Annotated in this window: 16 protein-coding genes and 1 pseudogene; 3 read left to right on the forward strand and 14 right to left on the reverse strand. The window is 40.6% G+C overall.

What is annotated here, in order from left to right; all coding sequences use genetic code 11:
* Positions 1-3 precede the first annotated feature (3 nt).
* The 11 genes and pseudogenes from pgaC to argA form a co-directional block, all read right to left on the reverse strand.
* Positions 4-1,275, reverse strand: coding sequence for a poly-beta-1,6-N-acetyl-D-glucosamine synthase (gene pgaC / locus CAP51_RS13705; protein WP_087621311.1), 1,272 nt, complete (start codon positions 1,273-1,275; stop codon positions 4-6).
* An 11-nt stretch (positions 1,276-1,286) separates the two neighbouring features.
* Positions 1,287-3,341, reverse strand: a complete 2,055-nt coding sequence (pgaB, locus tag CAP51_RS13710) for a poly-beta-1,6-N-acetyl-D-glucosamine N-deacetylase PgaB (protein ID WP_087621312.1) — start codon at positions 3,339-3,341, stop codon at positions 1,287-1,289.
* 543 nt (positions 3,342-3,884) lie between these two features.
* Entirely contained in the window at positions 3,885-4,613 is a 729-nt protein-coding gene (gene msuE / locus CAP51_RS13715) for an FMN reductase (protein ID WP_087621313.1), read from the reverse strand.
* Positions 4,614-4,749: 136 nt separating this feature from the next.
* Positions 4,750-5,700, reverse strand: coding sequence for a sensor domain-containing diguanylate cyclase (locus CAP51_RS13720; protein WP_087621314.1), 951 nt, complete (start codon positions 5,698-5,700; stop codon positions 4,750-4,752).
* 20 nt (positions 5,701-5,720) lie between these two features.
* Positions 5,721-6,647 carry a GGDEF domain-containing protein gene (locus CAP51_RS13725; RefSeq protein WP_087621315.1) on the reverse strand — a complete coding sequence of 309 codons (927 nt, stop codon included), beginning with the start codon at positions 6,645-6,647 and terminating at the stop codon, positions 5,721-5,723.
* A 126-nt stretch (positions 6,648-6,773) separates the two neighbouring features.
* Complete coding sequence (locus tag CAP51_RS13730; RefSeq protein ID WP_087621316.1) at positions 6,774-7,577, reverse strand: ATP-binding cassette domain-containing protein; 804 nt, start codon at positions 7,575-7,577, stop codon at positions 6,774-6,776.
* A gap of 11 nt (positions 7,578-7,588) precedes the next feature.
* A complete protein-coding gene (ssuC, locus tag CAP51_RS13735; RefSeq protein ID WP_087621317.1) occupies positions 7,589-8,380 on the reverse strand; it encodes an aliphatic sulfonate ABC transporter permease SsuC in 792 nt (263 codons plus the stop codon).
* A complete protein-coding gene (ssuD, locus tag CAP51_RS13740; protein WP_087621318.1) occupies positions 8,380-9,573 on the reverse strand; it encodes an FMNH2-dependent alkanesulfonate monooxygenase in 1,194 nt (397 codons plus the stop codon). Before ssuD ends, ssuC begins: the two co-directional genes overlap by 1 nt.
* 25 nt (positions 9,574-9,598) lie before the next feature.
* A pseudogene (locus CAP51_RS13745) lies at positions 9,599-10,501 on the reverse strand (sulfonate ABC transporter substrate-binding protein); the annotation flags it as partial.
* Positions 10,502-10,668: 167 nt separating this feature from the next.
* Entirely contained in the window at positions 10,669-11,673 is a 1,005-nt protein-coding gene (locus CAP51_RS13750; protein ID WP_087621319.1) for a sulfonate ABC transporter substrate-binding protein, read from the reverse strand.
* 418 nt (positions 11,674-12,091) lie between these two features.
* On the reverse strand, positions 12,092-13,456 hold the full coding sequence (argA, locus tag CAP51_RS13755) for an amino-acid N-acetyltransferase (RefSeq protein WP_245809173.1): 1,365 nt from the start codon (positions 13,454-13,456) through the stop codon (positions 12,092-12,094).
* Positions 13,457-13,540: 84 nt separating this feature from the next.
* Here argA and CAP51_RS13760 point away from each other — a divergent pair, with 84 nt between their 5' ends.
* The 3 genes from CAP51_RS13760 (at position 13,541) to CAP51_RS13770 (ending at position 17,700) form a co-directional block, all read left to right on the forward strand.
* On the forward strand, positions 13,541-14,338 hold the full coding sequence (locus CAP51_RS13760) for an NAD-dependent epimerase/dehydratase family protein (RefSeq protein WP_087621321.1): 798 nt from the start codon (positions 13,541-13,543) through the stop codon (positions 14,336-14,338).
* Positions 14,339-14,785: 447 nt separating this feature from the next.
* Complete coding sequence (locus CAP51_RS13765; RefSeq protein ID WP_087621322.1) at positions 14,786-16,066, forward strand: MFS transporter; 1,281 nt, start codon at positions 14,786-14,788, stop codon at positions 16,064-16,066.
* 173 nt (positions 16,067-16,239) lie between these two features.
* Complete coding sequence (locus tag CAP51_RS13770; protein WP_087621323.1) at positions 16,240-17,700, forward strand: aminoacyl-histidine dipeptidase; 1,461 nt, start codon at positions 16,240-16,242, stop codon at positions 17,698-17,700.
* A gap of 3 nt (positions 17,701-17,703) precedes the next feature.
* On the opposite strand, the gene CAP51_RS13775 is transcribed toward CAP51_RS13770, so the two are convergent.
* The 3 genes from CAP51_RS13775 to CAP51_RS13785 all read right to left on the reverse strand — a co-directional run bounded on the left by CAP51_RS13775 (position 17,704) and on the right by CAP51_RS13785 (position 20,165).
* Positions 17,704-18,150 (reverse strand): acetyltransferase, encoded by a 447-nt coding sequence (locus tag CAP51_RS13775; RefSeq protein ID WP_087621324.1) that lies wholly within the window; start codon positions 18,148-18,150, stop codon positions 17,704-17,706.
* Positions 18,151-18,186: 36 nt separating this feature from the next.
* Positions 18,187-18,498 carry a putative quinol monooxygenase gene (locus tag CAP51_RS13780; protein ID WP_087621410.1) on the reverse strand — a complete coding sequence of 104 codons (312 nt, stop codon included), beginning with the start codon at positions 18,496-18,498 and terminating at the stop codon, positions 18,187-18,189.
* A 218-nt stretch (positions 18,499-18,716) separates the two neighbouring features.
* Positions 18,717-20,165 carry an NAD-dependent succinate-semialdehyde dehydrogenase gene (locus tag CAP51_RS13785; protein ID WP_087621325.1) on the reverse strand — a complete coding sequence of 483 codons (1,449 nt, stop codon included), beginning with the start codon at positions 20,163-20,165 and terminating at the stop codon, positions 18,717-18,719.
* Positions 20,166-20,176: the final 11 nt, after the last annotated feature.

Genomic DNA, 20,176 nt, shown 5'->3' on the forward strand with positions numbered 1-20,176 from the left:
TGGTCAATTTTCAGGATGAATACGCACACCACGATCCGGGCTAACCCAGCGTGCACGTTGACCATTGCCTCGGAGGAGAACCTTAGGAAAAGCAATGATACTGGCGGATACAGTAATGAGCCAGAAGATAAATGGATACCAGATCATCCAGTAATAGTTCCGGCCTAATGCAGGTTCATAACGACTATCCATCCATTTACTGATCACGAACTGGAATAAACAGGTCAGACCTAGAAAAATACCCGTTCCATATGGCAAAAATGGTGAATTTACAGAAGGTAGTCCCAAAGCCGGTAAAATCAGATGGATTATCCAAATAATCGCCAGAGTAAGCATCAAATATGACCAGATCAGTGTCAAAATCAGTTCCAGCATTAAAGGCCACAAATAATTCAGTCGGGGTTTAATCAAGACATCAATATTTTTGATGAGTACTTGTGCACCGCCCATGGCCCAGCGTAAACGCTGTTTCCATAGTCCGCTTAAACTTTCCGGCATTAAAATCCAGACCAGTGCATTCGGCTCAAAATCAATATCCCAGCCAGCACGTTGTAATTTCCATGTAATATCAATATCTTCAGTCAACATATTCGGAGACCAATAGCCGACCTCATGCACAGCAGACTTACGAAATGCGGTAATGACACCGGATACGGTAAATATACGTCCAAATGACTTTTGAGCACGTTTAATCATGCCGACAATAGAAGAAAACTCTCCAACCTGTACCCGCCCCAATAAAGTTGAACGGTTACGAATACGTGGATTACCTGTCACCGCTGCCACTGAAGGATTCGCAATAAAATGCCGAATCATCCACATCGCCGCATTTGGATCCAGCAGAGCATCACCATCAATACCGATCAGATACTCAGCATCGGTCAGTAAACTGCCTGCTTGCAGTGCCATGGCTTTACCCTGATTCTGGGCTAAATGTACAACACGCAGTTTTTCATACTGTTGTGACAAACGGTTTAAAACTTCGGCAGTATTGTCAGAACTCCCATCATTAATCGCAATCACTTCAAAATTGGGATAATTTAAAGCCAAAGCATGACTGATGGTTTCTTCTGCATTGTCCCCTTCATTAAAACATGGGACCAATACCGCAACTTTGGGGTAATCCGGCAAGGGTGCTGGATGTTGATAAGGTGGTTCCTGACGTTCTTTCCAGTAAAAGATCATTGCGCCCATCATCCATAAATAGGACATGAACAGGGGATAATAGAACAAAAAGTTCAGCGCAGATTGCCAAAAATGATGTAGGGTCGTCATAGTTAATTCCTTTAAGGAACAAGACGGTTAGGCTTAACTGCAAATGCGTCACGCATAATATCCGTATCTGGGTGATCCTTAATCGGATCATCCGGATAATATGCAATATGCATTGCACCTTGCTGGTACAATGATTTAATCGTATTGGAAATTTCTTCCGAAGGGACAGGCTGTTGAGTACGCCAGTTTTGTGCCTGCAACTCAAATACAGTTTTCATGATGCCGTTGGGATAAGACTTTACCCGTTTCAGAATATTATTATAAAACTGATTCGGATCTTTTGCCTGTTCCATATAAGGCATTGCCATAATGGCTGTAAAATCATAACGATTTAAAGATTGTTCCAGTGATTGTGAATACCAGTTTTCTGCATAGGGAGATAAAGCCACCTGTGCATAAAGATTACGCGCAGTCAGTAAAAAAGGCTGATAGTAACGTACCTGTTGTGCCAGCTGCATGGCAAAATCATCAATAGTCCGGGTTTTTAACGCTGTCCATTTTGATAATAATGCATCATTCTGCCGAATTTGCTCCAGATCTGTAGGCAAGCCCGCTTTGGCATATGCATTTAAAGCATCCGGACTGGCATCTTCATAATCGGAAAGCGTCGTATCATCGTGGAATAAAATCCCATCAAATGACGCTGATTTCGCCAGATCATTATAGATGCCTTCTATGGTTTTACGCGCCAAAGGAGAGTATGGACTTAGTCTTTTATAACCCATATTTAAATGGTCACTTGCCTTGGGTTGCTGAGTCACCACGAGTGCTTTGGCGGCCGGATTCTTAGCCGGCAAATCCCATGCCAATAACGGCATCCAGGCATAGACACGCTGCACCGTAGTACGGGTCTGAATTTGCCACGATACACGGTTAAATAGATCTGCCCGCATCGGCAAATAATGATTTGGGAAGTACACCATGTCCGCCGAACCATCTGCATCAGGATCAGCAAAAGCCTGTAAATAGACAGTCTTTACCCCCATCGCATTAATACGATCAAGTAAATGGCTTAAATTGCGTTCCTGCTGGGCGGGATCTTTGTCATAGATATAATCCAGATCGACATGCATGACTTTTTGAGGACGATTATTATCCGTCAAATTCATCAAACGATTTTGAATATCCTGAGCCAATGCATCAGTGGACTCATTTCGTTCCACCAAAATACGGTTTAAATGCCCCAGAGATTTACCGACATGATCAGGACCATCATCCAAGGTAATGGTAATCGGCATACCTAGCTGCTTGGCAATTTTTACCGTTTCAAGATTATAACGCCCATAAGGCCAGACCATTACACGTGGAGATTTGAGCCCATGTGCCTTTAAGACTTCATTATTCTTTTTTAAATCCTGATAAATACGGGCTGCATATTCCTGATCTGTTTCATATTTTTTGGTTTTAGCATTATAAATCCGAGTAATTGCCGCAGGTTCAGAGTTACCTTGCGGATTACCCATCACGCCATGATGTAAATTATAACTATGACTACCGATTTCAACATAGCCACTATTTTGCATTTCCTTAAGTTCTGCCCAAGACAACAATTTACTGCGATCCAGTTGATCATCACCAAACTGCACCATTCCGGACTTTGGCTCCAGCCATGAACCCACGACTGAAAGCACGACTGGAATTTTGCGGGCTTTAAAAATCGGATAAGCATATTGATAAAAAGACTGATAGCCATCATCGACTGTCAGTAAAACAGGCTTGGCAGGAAGTTTGATTTTTCCTTCGTTGGCTTTAATAAGCTGATCTACGCTAATAAAATGATAGCCATTGTGCTCCAGCCAATCCAAATGCAGCGTTAAATCCTGAGGCGTAATGGCATAACCAGGAATAATTGCATTTTTATTGGGTATAATTTCGTGATAACCAATAATTGTTAAAGCTGACACATCTATTTTGGGTTGTTCCTCTACATTCTGGACCGAACTTATATCCGGTGTAGAAGTAGCATTATTGACCGTAATCTCTTCAGCAAATCCCTTGTGGGCAGTACTGCTTAAGATTATAGATAAACATACAGATAATACATGTAGCGAACGGGCTGTGTTCATGAATGTTCAATCTCATTCATCCTTACTATCGTCCAATAAAAAAAACACATCATTTCCTCAAAAAGAAATGACATGTTTTCTACTGATAACAACAATAAATCAATATTGTGAATAGGTAATGTGTTTAAAATATCTGCCGCATCACTAATCGCAGAAATTTTGTGAATATTAACCGATTCGTCATCAAAAAATTGCTATTAATTTGCTTAATTTATTTGCTGAAAATGAAGTTTTGATTACAAAAGCCTAATTTTGGATACATTTGACTACAATTCCTGATTTTCAGCCCGATTCTCTCATGATAATGATTAAAAATTTCACGATATTTTAAACTACCCTGTCGTCTGGCATGCACTATTTTGCCTAGCTTGCCAATTGACACACTTACAGCCATGTCCTGATTATCTGGTTTCAAACACCTATAAAACAGCACTCAAAAACGCCGTAAAATTAACCATGCCATCATTTCAACACTACAATGTAACAATAACACCCAGTTTTACCTAATAAACAGCGATCAGCTTTATATATTTAACAGTGAATTTAAGCGACTGAAGATTTTACTGTTTTACTATGCAAACGTGATTCGGCAGCATCCAAACTCGGTACAGCAGCAGAAGGTAATACATCATCCTGCTCAATCTGTTTATTAATCCCCAGTTGCTGATTGGCTTGCTGGGTTTTTTCCTTCACCAATTGTGCCCGACGACCTTTGGCTGGCGCCCATTCCAGAATCGGTAGTGCACGTGCAACTGCCAGTGTAATTCGATCTTTTAATTGTTCACTCTTGATGGTATATTCCGGCGTAAAGTCTTTGTCTGTGGCATACACGCCAATCGGCAAAGTTTGCGCCTGAAAAAAGCTAAATAATGGACGTAATTGATGCTCCAGCACTAAAGCATGGCGATCACTACCACCAGAAGCAGCCAATAACACTGGTACGTCAACCAATGCCGTTTGTTCTACAAAATCAAATAAATGCTTAAACAAACCAGTAAATGATGCGCGATAAACAGGTGTGCCAACAATTAGCGCATCCGCAGCTTCAATGGCAGCCAGATCATCCTGAACTCGTTGTGGTAACTGATTGCGATAAATAGCACCACCTAGTAATGGACCTATTTCACTAAGCTTAATAAAGTGCACATTGATTGTCGTAGCCGCCGCTAATTCATCTAAAATATTTTGTACCAGACTTTCTGTTTTTGATGGGGTATTTAATCCGCCTGAAACTGCAACAATATTCAGTGGAGGAGTTTGTGTATGAGACATTGTATCAGCCTAAAAATATCAACAATACTCAACATACTAGTTTATACAAAAAAAATGTAAAATCATAAATTAAAGATTACTTATACGTTTTGAATATAATCAATGACCGCTAATATTGCATGCTTAAACTGACAGATTAATCATCTATTTTTTTATACTGAAGATCAATATGACGATCTATCCAGCAATTACCACCCTGTTTCTTTGCCTGCTGCATTAAATTCTGTAATCTCACCAGAAAAAAATCAATATCAAAATGTGCTCCAGATTGATATTTTTCAATAGCCAGCGATACTGTTAAGCGATTATCTACTCCTGAACTAAAATAGATATTTAAATTATGAATTTCAACTTTTAACTGTTCTGCAAAGGTATATAAATTCCAGTCTTGCATATTAAGTAAAATAAAAATAAATTCATCACGGCCTAAATGAAAAAGTAACTGTTCAACCGAATCACTAAACCGATCCAGACATGTGCTAATTTTTTTAATCGCAATATCCCCACAATCAAAACCAGTTTCCTGATTAAACTGTTTAAAACCATCAATATCTACCAATATCATCCCTATACTTTGTGGAAGTTGATGCTGTTGAATTTCCTGAATTTTATGTTCAAATGCCGTAAAATTATTTAATCCAGTCATGCGATCCAACAAGCGGATTTGTTGGAGTTGTTGGTTATTTTTTTCAAGAACCAGTTCAATCCGTTTATAAGATGTGATATCTACTAGTGTAACAACAAGAATCTGTTGATGATTTTTATATTTTTCCTGAATTTTATACAAATAATATGAACCATGTGCATACATTTCCTGTGTGGCAACATGCTGCTCACGCTCAAGTTGTGTTAAAAATGTATTAAAATGATGGGCTGTATAATGACAAATGTCATGGATTCTTTTTTCATATATGTTTTGTGCAGACACCTGATAAATTGATGCAAATTTTTCATTGGCATAAATTATTTTACCATTAGCAAAAAATAAACAAACTCCGATATGAGGATTATCCAATATCGCAACTGGATTTTCATCATAATATGATTTTAATGACATTACATTTTTATCAACCGCTATATTTTTCATATCATTACTCTTGCTTTTTTTCAATTATGTATAGATTCCGGGTTTTCAAAATATATTGTGCAATGATTACGACCATGTTTTTTATTTAACCGCAACTGGTCACTTAATCTATTAATAAATTGATTGATGGTCGGTAATTGTGAAATCGGCAAACTATATATAATAATGGAGATGGTTAAATGATGATGAATACCTGCTTCATGTCTTAAATCAAGTTGATAAATACTGTTTCTGAATCTTTCTGCAATGGTTAAAGCGGTAAAATGACTCACCGCAGGAAATAATGCAATAAATCGATCACTATTTAATTTTGCCAAAAAATCTTTTTCATCTCTTAATTCCTGTTTTAAAGTCTGTGCAATATTATGCAAAGTTGCATTCGATTTAATAAAACCATGTTCTTTATTAAATTCAGAAAATCGATCAATATCAATTAGTAATATTGCAACTTCCGAATATATCACTTGTTTTTTAAGCGTTGAAAAATATTCCTGCAAGGCATAATCATTTGCAAGTCCTGTCAATTGATCAAGTTGTAATTGTGCTTTATAGCGTTTGTTATTTTGATTAAACATTTGCTGTAATCGTTTGGTTCTGGAAATATTCCACTGTAAGAAAAATAGTGCTTCCAGTTGATTGTTTTTATTATAAATCGGGAAAATTAAAATCTGAAAGTAAATACCATAGACATATACTTCCTGTGAAGTCAATTGTTCGCCATTTTGGTATGCAGCAAAATACGCCTTTACAGCTTGTCCCGCACTTTCGGAAAAACTTGACAAATGCCGTCCCTGCATCTGTTCTATGGTACTGCCATGTAAATCGGCAAAGCGTTTATTGGCATATAAAATAGTATGACAATGATGAATCATCACAGCAGGAATCGGAAACAGATCTATCATGTCTTGTGGGGTTTGATAGAATGTCTCTATACGCTGTTTTGGCATAACTTTTCCCCTTTTAGCAGCATGTATATCGCTGTTTTTATTTTTATTTGAGAAAAGTTTAGCCTAATTCCTATACACTTGAAATGTTTTTTTTAAAATTTCCCTTATATCACAAGATATTAAAACTCAGGTTGCTAAAACTGCATTCAATACCTGCTGTTCCAGTTCGGCAAATTTCACCCCTTTTTGTCGTGGCCGTGGTAAATCGACATTAAAACTTTGTGCAATATGGCCACGATCCAGCAAAATAATACGGTCAGCCAACTGTACAGCTTCCGATACATCATGCGTCACCAAAATTGTGGTAAAGCCATGTTCCAACCATAGTTTCTCAATCAGGTTCTGCATATCCAGACGGGTAAGCGCATCCAGCGCACCAAGCGGTTCATCCAGCAATAAAATTCTAGGCTGATGAGAAAGTGCCCGTGCCAATGCTACCCGTTGTCGTTGACCACCGGAAAGTTGGGTCGGCCACTGTTTGGATTTTTCCGATAAACCCACTTTTTCAAGCAATTCTGTTGCTTTTGATTTTTGCGTCTCCGGTAAACCTAATTGTGCATTTTGCAATACACTGCGCCATGGCAGAAGGCGAGGGTCCTGAAACATCACTCGGACATCATCGGTTGTAACACCTTCACGTACACCACGTTTAGACTGAAACTGAATTACACCCTGACTGGCTTGTTCAAGCCCGGCAATCAAACGCAATAATGTCGATTTACCGCAACCACTACGTCCGACAATCGCCAGAAATTCACCAGAATGGATATGTAGATTAAGATTATCCAATACGGTGACATCACCATATAATTTGGACAATGCTTCAATCAGGATTTCTGCACCTTGTTGTTTACGCTCGGTTTCTTGCAAGGTATCCAGATTTTCCTTAAAGGTATTTTCGGCATACACATTCGCATTTAAATTACTCATTTAATGTCTCCTTATGCCTGATAACCAGCGTGCCAACGTAATAGATATCGCTCCAGTGCTTGTGCCAGCACATCTGCCAGCTTACCTAACAGGGCATAGAGCAAGATTCCCACCAGAACAATATCAGTTTGTAAAAACTCACGTGCATTCATGGTCATATAACCGATACCAGACTGTGCCGATATGGTTTCTGCAACGATCAATAATACCCAGACCAGACCCAGCGCAAAACGCAATCCAACCAGAATAGAGGGCATAGCACCCGGTAAAATGATTTCCTTGTATAGTTGCCAACGGGTTAAACCATAACTTTTACCCATTTCAATCAACTGTGGATCAACCGAACGAATACCATGATAGGTATTAATATAAATCGGGAAAAATACACCTATAGCTACCAGAAACAATTTTGCCGACTCATCGATACCGAACCATAAAATCACCAGTGGAATCAGGGCAAGGGCAGGGATGTTACGAATCATCTGTAAGGTGGTATCCAGTAACGTTGATGCTGTTCTGGAAGAACCATTTAATAAACCCAATATCAGTCCTAATCCACCACCAATCAACAAACCTGATAGCGCACGACCTGCACTGACTTTAACATGTTGCCAAAGTTCACCACTGATCAACAAATGCCAGAAAGCCACTACTACAGCAGAGGGTGCAGGTAAAATTCTGCTCTCTAGCCAACCGGTTTGTGAAGCAATTTGCCAAAACGCAATCAGTGCAATTGGCACCAACCACGGCAACAGGCTTTTACCCACTTGCCGTGTTCCACGTGAAACATAATTATTTGCCATTATGTATTCTCCACAGTTTTCGCTTTGTGATCGCCTTGCTGCTGTACCTTACTTTGTTCTGGAACATAGTGATTGGCAATGATTTCACCAAACGGACCTGTTAAATTTGGCTGTACCAATTTATTACGTGTTTCCAACGGTAATAATGGGAAAACCAGTTCTGCAAAACGAATGGATTCTTCCAAATGCGGATAGCCCGAGAAAATAAAGGTATCGATACCAAGATCAGCATATTCCTGAATCCGCGCAGCAACAGTTTCTGCATCGCCCACCAGTGCTGTTCCTGCACCGCCACGAACCAAACCAATCCCGGCCCATAAATTTGGTGAAACTTCCAGCTTGTCACGATTGCCACCATGCAGCGCTGCCATACGTTTTTGACCAATAGAATCCATTTGTGCAAACTTTTTCTGTGCTGCGGCAATGGTTGCTTCATCAAGATATTGAATCAGCTCATTGGCTGCTGCCCATGCTTCTTCATTGGTTTCACGCACGATGACATGCAGTCGAATACCATAATTTAATGTTCTACCTTTTGCCGCTGCTTTGGCTTTCATATTGTCAATTTTTTCTTTTACTGCTGCTGGCGGTTCACCCCAGGTCAAATAGGTATCCACTTGTTCTGCGGCTAGTTCTTGTGCTGCATCAGAAGATCCACCAAACCATAACGGCGGATAAGGCTGTTGAATCGGTGGATAAAGCAATTTTGCATCATCGACACTTAAATGTTGACCATGAAAAGTGAAGGCCTCGCCGCTATGAGAACGACTTAAGATTTCACGCCAGATGGTAGTATATTCAGTCGCAGTCTGATAACGGGTTGCATGATCTTCATATAATCCATCACCTCTTAATTCTTCTTCATCACCACCTGTCACCAAATTTAAAAGCACACGTCCATTGGATAAACGGTCAAACGTAGCCGCCATACGTGCTGCAAGAGAAGGGGTGGTCACACCAGGACGTAATGCCACCAAAAACTTCAAATTGCGCGTCGCATCAATCAAACTTGCTGCTGTAATCCATGGATCTTCACAAGAGCGACCTGTCGGAATCAATACACCTTCATACCCCAGATTATCCGCTGCAACTGCAATTTGCTTCATATAGGCATGATCGACTTGTCGGGCACCTTTGCTTGTACCTAAATAGCGACTATCACCATGAGTAGGAATAAACCAGAAAATTTTCATATCAATAACCTATATCATCAAATCATTAATTTTTATTCCAAACCGCCTCGGCAATGCTGATGCGTTTTGGAATAATATTCAGTTGAGAGAAGCGATCTGCAAGCAATTGCTGTTCTTTAATCACTTTTGCATTAAGCGGTGAAGCACCGGATGGTTTTGGACGTCGATCCACAAAAACCCGACTTACCTCAGGTCTTAAGCCAGTATTTTTGGCAATTAAATCTGCGGTTTGCTGTGGATTTTTTTGTACCCATTTATCTGCCTGATTAATTTGTCCAATTAAACCGGTCACTGCTTTTGGATGGGACTGCACAAATTTTGGGGCTGCCAGATAAAATGTATAATTTGGACTTAAGCCCTTACCTGTGGTGAGAACTTTTGCCCCATCTTCTAATTGTGCTGAAGCATAATAAGGATCCCAGATTGCCCAGGCATCTACTGCACCTTTCTGGAAAGCAGCGCGGGCATCAGCAGGTGTCAACCAGATCGGTTGAACATCAGACCATGTCAGACCCGCTTTTTGTACGGCCTGTACCAGTAAAAAATGTGAACTTGAACCTTTCTGTAATGCGATCCGTTTACCTTTTAAATCTTTCAATTGCTTTATGGAAGAATTTTTAGGTATCAAAATTGCCGAAGCCAACGGTTTTGCCGCTTCATAAGCCACATAATATAAAGGCTTGCCTGCGGCTTGTGCATAAACAGGAGGCGTATCACCTGTCACACCCACATCGATTGATCCTACTGCCAAGGCTTCCAGAATTTGAGGACCAGCCGGAAACTCATTCCATGAAATTTTGGCATTGGGAAATTCCTGTTCCAGATATTTATTTTGTTTGGCAACCGCAAAGTTAATCGCACTTTTTTGATAGCCAATGCGTAACTCCTTCACACTTGTATCCACTGCCCATACCGAAAATGACATCGCACAACCAGCAGACATGAGCAGTACAGATGCTAAGGTTGTTTTCAACCACGTTTGTGAATTTTTTTTGTCTATCTCTATAATAGTAGTATCGTGCATCGTATTTTCCTTATACATATCAACCAATATGTGTCAGGCAAAAAACTTAAAAAAAGTCATGCCTGATGATATTAATGTGTATTGTCTAAAATCGCGTCTTGAACCTTGATCGGATGAGGAATGAGCTTTTGCTGATAAAATGCATCTGCAACCTGTTGCTGTTCGATAATCACTTTTTGGCTAATTGGCGTTACGCCCAATCCCATGCGTTTAATGGAAGTTTCCAAAATCGGAATACTTAAGCCCGTAGGTTTTTCCAGAAGCTGAGCAGCTTCTGTCGGATGCTGAGAAGCCCATTGTGTGGATTTATCCAATTCATTAATAATTGTTTGCAGAACTTTGGGCTGAGTTTGTGCAAATTGACGATCTGCCAGATAAAACTGATAGTTATTAACCGTATCTTCACCATCAGCAATCACTTTGGCACCAATTTGCTGTTCTGCCGCTGCAAAGAACGGATCCCAAATCACCCAGGCATCTACCGAACCTTTTTCAAACGCAGCGCGGGCATCGGCAGGTGGTAAATAAATAGGCTGGATATCACTGAGTTTTAGACCATTTTTTTCCAGCGCTTTTAATAATAGATAATGCACATTTGAGCCTTTATTTAAGGCCACACGTTTACCTTTTAATTCAGCTACAGTTTTAATGGTTGAATCTTTAGGCACAATAATCGCTTCTGCCTTGGGTGCTGCTGGTTGATTGGCAACATAGACCAGCTTGGCATCGGCTGCTTGTGCAAAAATAGGGGGTGCTTCACCAGTTTCGCCAAACACCACACTGCCAACATTTAAGCCTTCAAGCAATTGTGGGCCTGCCGGAAACTCGACCCAACGTACATTAACCCCTTCACTTTTTAATGCCTGTTCCAATGTGCCACGTGCTTTAAGCACAGGCAGCGTGCCATATTTCTGAAAACCGATATTTAAAGTCGTTGCTGGTTTTGTTGTGGTTTGGTCTTGTTGTGTTGTTGTTGCTTGGTCGGATTTTGAACATGCGCTCATTGCCATCACAACACCCAATAAACTGGCCGTTAAAGTGATTTTCTTGGATGAGAAAGTGCTCAGGCTACTCATTTTTATTTTTCCTATGACAAAATATGTTCAAACTGAAGGTCATAGCCTAGGCAAATTTTTTTATGAAAAAAAATAACAAATATGCACATCTATTTGAAAAAAAATGCTTAGATTAAAAAATGCTGAGTAATTCTTTTTTTGTGCAAGACATTTAAGATTCGTTATTTTTATATTATTGTTTTTACTAAATTAATTATATTTATAATTTTTATAAAAATTCTATTTCCTCCTTAATAGCATTAATCCTAAAGTATTTAGCATAAATTTAGCTAAATAAAATTTATACACGACGTTGCACGCCGCGTTATTTTATTCTTCCTATTATCCTAAGATAGAAAAGTCGCTGCACCAATGCTTGTTGAGATTCAGTCTTTGCATACATTAAACATGTGATGAATGCTCAACATGCGCTAACACCTTAAATCATTTTTTGATAAACATGCGAATTGCGCTGAAAGTTATAAAAAGCCTGACGTGCCGCGGGCAATTGTTCAATACCCACTTTGCTAAAGCCCTGTTCCATAAACCAGTGCCCTGTATGTGTGGTTAATAGATACAAGACCTTGATATTTTGTCGCTGGGCCCGTTGCTGTAAAAAAGCCAAGACTTGTGCGCCCCGATTGGATTTGCGATATTCAGGGTGAACGGCTACACAGGCAATTTCGGCAGATTTTAATTCATTGCCTGACGTGGGGATCGGATAAAGTGCCGCACAGGCGAGAATTGTGCCATCTCGTTCAATTACGGCAAAATGCTCAATTTCATTTTCCAGACGCTCACGGGAACGATATACCAAAATGCCTTGTTCTTCTAAAGGACGCAATAAACGCAGCAAACCGCCGACATCATGAATATTGGCCTGACGAACCTCTTCAAACCGCAAATCACTGACCAGTGTGCCCGTACCATCACGGGTAAATAACTCACCAAGCAAGGCACCATCAAGATGATAAGAAATTAAATGGCAACGACTAACCCCATTTTGACATGCCTGCACTGCACCTGACAGATGTAAATAATTTTCGCTGCTTTGATCAACCATATGTTGTAAAAATTGCTGAGCATCTTTTGCCATCAATTCGCGAATAAAATGCCCCTGATGATCAATCACACCTTTTTGCTCACCCAGAAAAATCAGTTTGTCTGCATGTAAATCACTGGCAACTCGGGTTGCAACTTCTTCGGCACGTAAATTAAAAACTTCACCTGTGGTGGAATATCCGGTTGGCCCCAGCACAATAATATTTTCATTGGCCAAATTGCGCTGCATTGCTTCTACATCTATCGAACGCACTTCGCCAGTTAACTGAAAATCCACACCATCACGAATACCATATGGTTTGGCTGTGACAAAATTCCCTGAAACCACATCAATACGCGCCCCAAACATCGGAGAATTGGCAACGCCCATAGACAATAAAGCTTCAATCTGTAAGCGAATTGAACCTACAGCATTCAATACCGCTGGTAAAGCCTGCCGTGTGGTAATGCGACGATGCTGTAAAAAAGGCGTCTCAATCTGGAGTTGTTGTAGATTTTCATTAATTTGTGGACGGGCGCCATGTACCAAGACCAGTCGAATCCCCAGTGCATGTAGCAAGGCAATATCATGAATAATATGCTGAAAATTTTCTGTTAATAAGGCTTCCCCGCCAAACATCAGCACAAAGGTCTTACCACGATGCAGATTAATATAGGGCGCAGCCTGTCGAAACCAACGCACATAATCCGGGGTAGTCTGTGGTTGGGAAGAGATCGGGGCATCAGAAGGCTGCTGTGTCACAAAACACCTAAAAAATTCGTGAATTTGTTCAAGCATAACAAAAACTGTTTAGAATGAAATCCTTTCGTTATAGATAATTTGCACATGAATGTTTTAATTTTGGGCTGTGGGCAAACCGGACAAGCATTGGCACAACAGTTAAACCAGCAAGGACATGCGGTAACCTGTGTTAGTCGACATGATAAAACGTTTGCAGCAATTACGCATATCACTCAAGATATTCATCATTTAACACTCGATTCAGCACCACTATTTGACTGGGTCTATGTGATTTTATCGCCCAGTCAACGGAATGTTGAACATTATCAACACACCTTTATCGATACTGCACAACCTGTTTTTCAAGCATTGCAATCGCATCCCATACAACGGGTGATTTTTATTTCTTCAACCCGCGTCTATGGAGAAAATTCTGGGCAATGGATTGATGATGACACTAGACCTTATACCCATGATCCGATTGGACAATGTTTAATTGCCGCAGAACAATTGTGGTCAGCCTACTGGCAAGAAAAACTGACCATCATTCGACCCAGTGGCTTATATCAAGCCAATAGTACTTATCTACATCGTCTTGCCCATGACACCCAACAAATCACGGTACGGCACTGGACAAATCGTATTCATCGACAGGATCTGGTCGGCTTTTTAACCTTTTTAAGCACATTAAAACAGCCCAAAACAAGTTACTTACTGTCCGATCAACAGCCCATGTTGCAATCTCAAATCATTAATATACTGCGCGAACAAGACAATCTAACTCCATTCATCATTGCAGCAGATTTGCCGGAAACTGGAAAGCGTATTAATGCCATACATCTTTTGCAGTCAGGCTATAGCCTAAAATATCCCTGTTTTATGGATACATATAAAAAAGCCTAGAGGGTGGACTCTAGGCTCTTTTGTAAAAGTTTTGTGATTGGTGCGAACTTCCTTTCGCTTTGTGCTTCTCAGCAATCCATTTAGTAGAAACTTCCTGTTTCCACTTAAGCTTTATGTTGGTGTGAAATCCTTTCACTTTTATGCTTCTCAGCAAGCTTTTTTTATCAGGGATTTCCATGTCCCTTGATGTAAGTACTATAGCTTTCACTGCAAATATATAAAATAGGTCATTTCCATCAAACTATGTACGTTTTTGCTTACATAAACAATGCGATCAACTCCTTCGAAATGATTGTTTTATCAAATACATCTTCTGAACCCGATCATGCTTCGCTAAAATTGACACAGATTTTTAGATAATTCGCTTAAAAATCATTAGGCCTAAACTATTCCGCTATCTCCCAATATTTTGATAAGTAAATATTATTCCTGCTATTCGAGGGTCATGTGTCAAAGCATTTGCTGTTTTCCGTTTTAGGCCCTTTACTTGGCTTATTTATTATCAGTCTGGGTAATGGTTTTATTTCTTCCATCACCTCACTCAAATTAGATGCTGAGGGTACGTCAGATGTAATGATCGGATTTGTTTCTTCCTGTTATTTCATCGGTCTTGCACTTGGTGCAATCTTTAGTGATCGTCTTATTCTTCGGATAGGTCATATTCGGGCGTATAGTGGTTTTGCCTCACTCACTGCGATTACTTTTTTATTGCAAGGATTGTATTTCGATCCATGGTTCTGGGCATGTTTACGTCTGGTCAATGGATGGGCAATTATTGGTATTTTTCTGATTGTAGAAAGTTGGTTATTGCTATCTAGTGATCAGAAAATGCGTGGACGACTGTTGGCAATTTACATGATTGCATTTTATGGTTCCGGTATGTTTGGGCAGATCAGTCTTGGGATCATGAGTGAATGGGATGAAATGATTCCTTTTGTACTGGCCGGAATTTTGGGTTCACTGTCGGTATTACCAATGGTGATTCTTCCTAGAATATCACCTGAAATCAAAGAAGTACGACCATTGGGTATTAAGGCATTATTTGATATGTCACCCACTGGGGTAATGGCCTGTTTTGTTTCAGGTATTACCATTGCTGCTGTCTATGCACTTTTTCCCATTTACTTTCAACGTATGGGCTTGAATATTCATCAAGTCGGTCAACTGATGGCATGTGTTATTTTAGGTGCAATGGTTTTACAGTATCCAATTGGTCGCTGGTCAGACCATCAGGATAGACAAGTGGTACTGATCAGCTTAAGTATTTTTTGTGCAGTACTGACACTGGGTATTCTTTTTTTTCCTGCCACACATCTTTTATTAATGGTCCTATTCTTTTTGATTGGTGGGGGAATTTTTGCAGTCTATCCTGTTGCTGTAAGTCATGCCACCGATCGTGCGACGATAGAACAACTTATTCCGTCCATACAGGGATTATTACTGATTAATTCCATTGGTTCGGTATTTAGTCCTTTTGCCATCTCCGCATTAATGTCAGTGATGGGAAATAAAGGGCTATTCTGGGTATTTTTTGTCATCAATATTGCACTTGCGATCTTCCTCATGAATCGACGTCAAATTCGCCCAGCACCCGAACCTGTTGCGCCGTTTGTAACGGCAACTCAAATGTCGCCTATTGGTGCAGAAATCAGGATTACTGAACAATTAGAACAGGCAACCATTCAACAAAGGGAAGCCAATACGGATGAATCGAATACAAAATCATAAAGTCAACATATAAAAGACCTCTTTCGAATATATCTTAGCCCCCTTAATTTTCTCCCTTCACAGTGGGAATCTAAGGACTTTTGCAAGAACGCTAAAGATAAGCTTAGATCCTTTGCTTTATGAGAGATGTTATTTAGGGATACACTATATTTAATATATTTTGGATAAATGATATGAAACCTGTCGATTTTTCAAGTCTATCACCACAACCGGTCTGGCAACATTTTCATACGCTATGCAATATTCCCCGTCCATCAAAACATGAACAGCAACTACGTGAACATCTAAAACATTGGGCAGAACAACGTGGTCTGGACACTTATATTGATAAGATTGGTAATCTGATTATCCGTAAACCAGCCAGTAGAGGGATGGAACAGGTAACAGGTGTGATCTTACAAGGTCATCTGGATATGGTGACACAAGCCAATAGTGGCACGGTGCATGATTTTAGCAAAGATCCAATTCAGCCGGTGATTGAAGAAGGCTGGCTGATTGCAAAGGATACGACCTTGGGTGCCGATAACGGTATTGGCGTGGCATTAGCCTTGGCTGTGCTTGAATCTAAAGATCTGGATCATGGTCCAATTGAAGCGTTATTCACCATTGATGAAGAAGCAGGCATGAGTGGCGCACGTCACTTAGAAGCTGGTATTTTACAAGGACAATGGTTATTTAATATTGATACCGAAGAATGGGGGGAACTGTATCTGGGCTGTGCAGGCAGTCTGGATGTCGAGGTTTCAGAGCCCATTGATTATATTGCTGCGCCAGAAAATTTATCTGCATTTGAAATTAACTTGTCAGGCTTAAAAGGCGGGCATTCCGGTGTACAAATCCATCTGGGGCGGGGGAATGCCAATGTTATTCTGGCGCAATTCCTGCAACAACATTTATCGGATCTCGATGGATATTTAGTAGAGTTTCATGGTGGCACTGCGCGTAATGCCATCCCGCGTGAAGCCTTTGCCACGATTGCTATTGCAGCGGATCAAATTGAAGCGTTACAGCAACGCCTGAATCAATATTTACAGCATTGTCAAAGCCAGCTTAAAGGCATTGATGACGGTTTAAATATCAATATTAATGCCTCTACTGCACCGATCGAACAGGTGATGGAGCCTCGCCAGCAACAGCTTTGGCTTGATGCACTGGCCAGTTGTCCATATGGAGTGGCCAGTATGAGTCAGGTATTGGACAATGTGGTGGAAATTTCTAACAATATCGGAGTGGTACGTATAGGTCCTGAAGGTGGTCAAATCCTGATCATGGTTCGTGCCATGGATAATCATGAAGTTCAGGATTTTTCCCAAAAGATTCAACAACATTTTGCCCAATACGGGTTACAGGCAAAACTTGCCCATCTGGTATCGGGCTGGACCCCGGATCCGGAATCGGCAGCCCTAAAATGTCTGCAACAAGCGTATCAACAGGCATTCCATATTGAACCACAATTGAAAGTGATTCATGCCGGTCTGGAATGCGGCATCATTGCCCGGCATTATCCGCATTTACAAATGGTGTCTTTTGGACCGGATATTCAGGGCGCACATGCCCCGGGTGAACGGGTGAATATCAAGAGTGTCGAAAATTGCTGGACATTGTTAACCGCAGCACTGGCTCTGGTGAAATAAACCTTATCCGACAAATTCAAGATGTAATAATGGGTAAGGTCTGCCTTGCCCATCCTGTTCCGAACGTCCGGCAATCTGGAAACCATGTGCCAGATAAAATCCAACTGCTTGCGGATTCTGTTCATTAACATCAACGGCTGTGATGGTCAATTGTTGTATGGCATAGTCCAGCAATTGTGTACCGAATCCTTGTCCTCGTGCATGAGCATCAATAAATAACATTTCCAGTTTCTGCTGATCCACACCGATAAAACCACAGATTTTGTCATGTAATATAATGCTATAAACCTGTAAATGAGGCAGATACTGTTGCAGAATTAAAGGTCTTAACTGATCAATATCCTGTTCTTGCAAAAAATGATGGGTTGCGCGAACCGAACGTTCCCAAATTTCAACAAGACGAGGAAAATCTGCTGCTTGAGCAATGTGTATTTCGCCAATTTCTTGCATGATTAAAAAAACCTTGAATTCTTTGATTGATAAAAATTAGACATCAAATGTTTTACGCAAGCTTTCAAATGTTTGCATATGAGTAAATTGACCCGCTTGTCTTTGGTAGGGCGCTATTTGAGGCACCAGTCGCTGAAAATGTTCCGATTGAACATGGGCATCTAAGGCAGCACGATCAATCCATTCTTCTACAAAAATAAAATGACCTGTATCACGCACATCATGATAAAGATCGTAAGCAAGACATCCCGTTTCCAATCGGGTTTTATCAATCAATTCCTGATACAAAGGTAACACCTGTGCAATTTTATCAACCTGAATAAAATCTTCAGCAATGAGTTTTAAGATCATTTTAAGTTCTATTAAATCATGTAAGTAATTAAATCATATCAAAAATAGAAAGATATCACGATTATTTTCAAGTAAATACATATCCATTCTATGATGACATTTATTTTTATAGGGATAAAAATACCCAAAATAAAAAACAGCCTGCTTTGAATGGGCAAAGCAGGCTGTTTAAACTGATCTGGTGAGGTATCGCAATAAATCTATAGCAAATAAATTTAGACCGATAAATCAACGCAGAGATATTTCATTTCCAGATATTCATCAATGCCGAATTTAGAACCTTCACGTCCTAAACCAGATTGTTTGACCCCACCGAATGGCGCAACTTCATTGGAAATGGCACCGGTGTTAATGCCGACCATACCGTATTCCAGTGCTTCACCGACACGCCATTGCCGTGCTGTATTCTGGGTAAACAGATAAGCAGCCAGACCAAATTCGGTATCGTTCGCCATAGCCACCACCTGATCTTCATCTTCAAAACGAAATAATGGCGCCAGTGGACCAAAGGTTTCTTCTTTGGAGACTTTCATCTCTTGAGTGACGTCAGTTAATATTGTTGGCTCGAAGAATGTTGCGTCAATATCTGCTCGCTTACCACCAATTTTGACTGTGGCACCTTTGCTGATGGCATCTGCAATATGTGATTGCACTTTGGCAACTGCATCTTCATCAATTAGAGGCCCTTGCGTTGATGCTGCATCACGCCCATCACCAACCTGTAATTTCGCCACAGCTTCCACCAGTTTTTCAACCAGCGTGTCATAGATCCCGTTTTGTACATAAATACGGTTGGCACAGACACAGGTTTGTCCACTGTTACGAAATTTACTGGCCATGATGCCTTGTACCGCTTGATCAAGATTGGCATCATCAAACACGATAACAGGCGCATTACCCCCTAATTCCAGTGATAATTTCTTAATGCTTGGTGCACATTGCTGCATTAAGATACGACCTACCTGCGTTGAACCAGTAAAGCTGAGTTTACGTACAGTATCGCTTTCACACAGGGTTTTACCCACTTCAATGGCATCACCACTGATATTCAGGTAAAGATCAACTGGCAAGCCTGCTTGTAAAGCCAGTACTTCCAATGCATAGGCTGTAAGTGGGGTTTGTTCGGCAGGTTTAACCAGCATCGAACAGCCCGCTGCCAGCGCAGGCGCAGCTTTACGGGTAATCATCGCCGCAGGAAAGTTCCACGGGGTAATCGCTGCGGTGACGCCAATGGCTTGCTTGATCACCAGCAAGCGTTGATTGGCAAGTGTTGGACTGAGCACTTCACCATCAACACGACGGGCTTGTTCGGCAAACCAGCGTACAAAAGAAGCAGCATAACCAATTTCCCCACGTGCTTCGGCAAGTGGCTTGCCTTGTTCCGCAGTTAAAATCTGGGCCAAATTTTCCTTGTTCTCAAGGATTAAATTGAACCATGTCCATAACACATCGGCACGTGTCAAAGCAGTTTGTTTTTTCCATGCTGCCTGTGCAATCGCAGAACGTGCAATTGCAGATTCAACCGCAGCACGGTCATGGCTTTTCACCCATGCCAGTGCTTCACCAGTTGCCGCATCATTTACCTGAATATAGTCACCTGAAGCAGGTGCTTCAAATGCAATATCAGCATGCTGTAATAAATATTTCAAATGATCCTGAATCATGCTGATGCTCC

The sequence above is a fragment of the Acinetobacter populi genome, from assembly GCF_002174125.1.
In the GTDB taxonomy this organism is placed as follows: domain Bacteria; phylum Pseudomonadota; class Gammaproteobacteria; order Pseudomonadales; family Moraxellaceae; genus Acinetobacter; species Acinetobacter populi.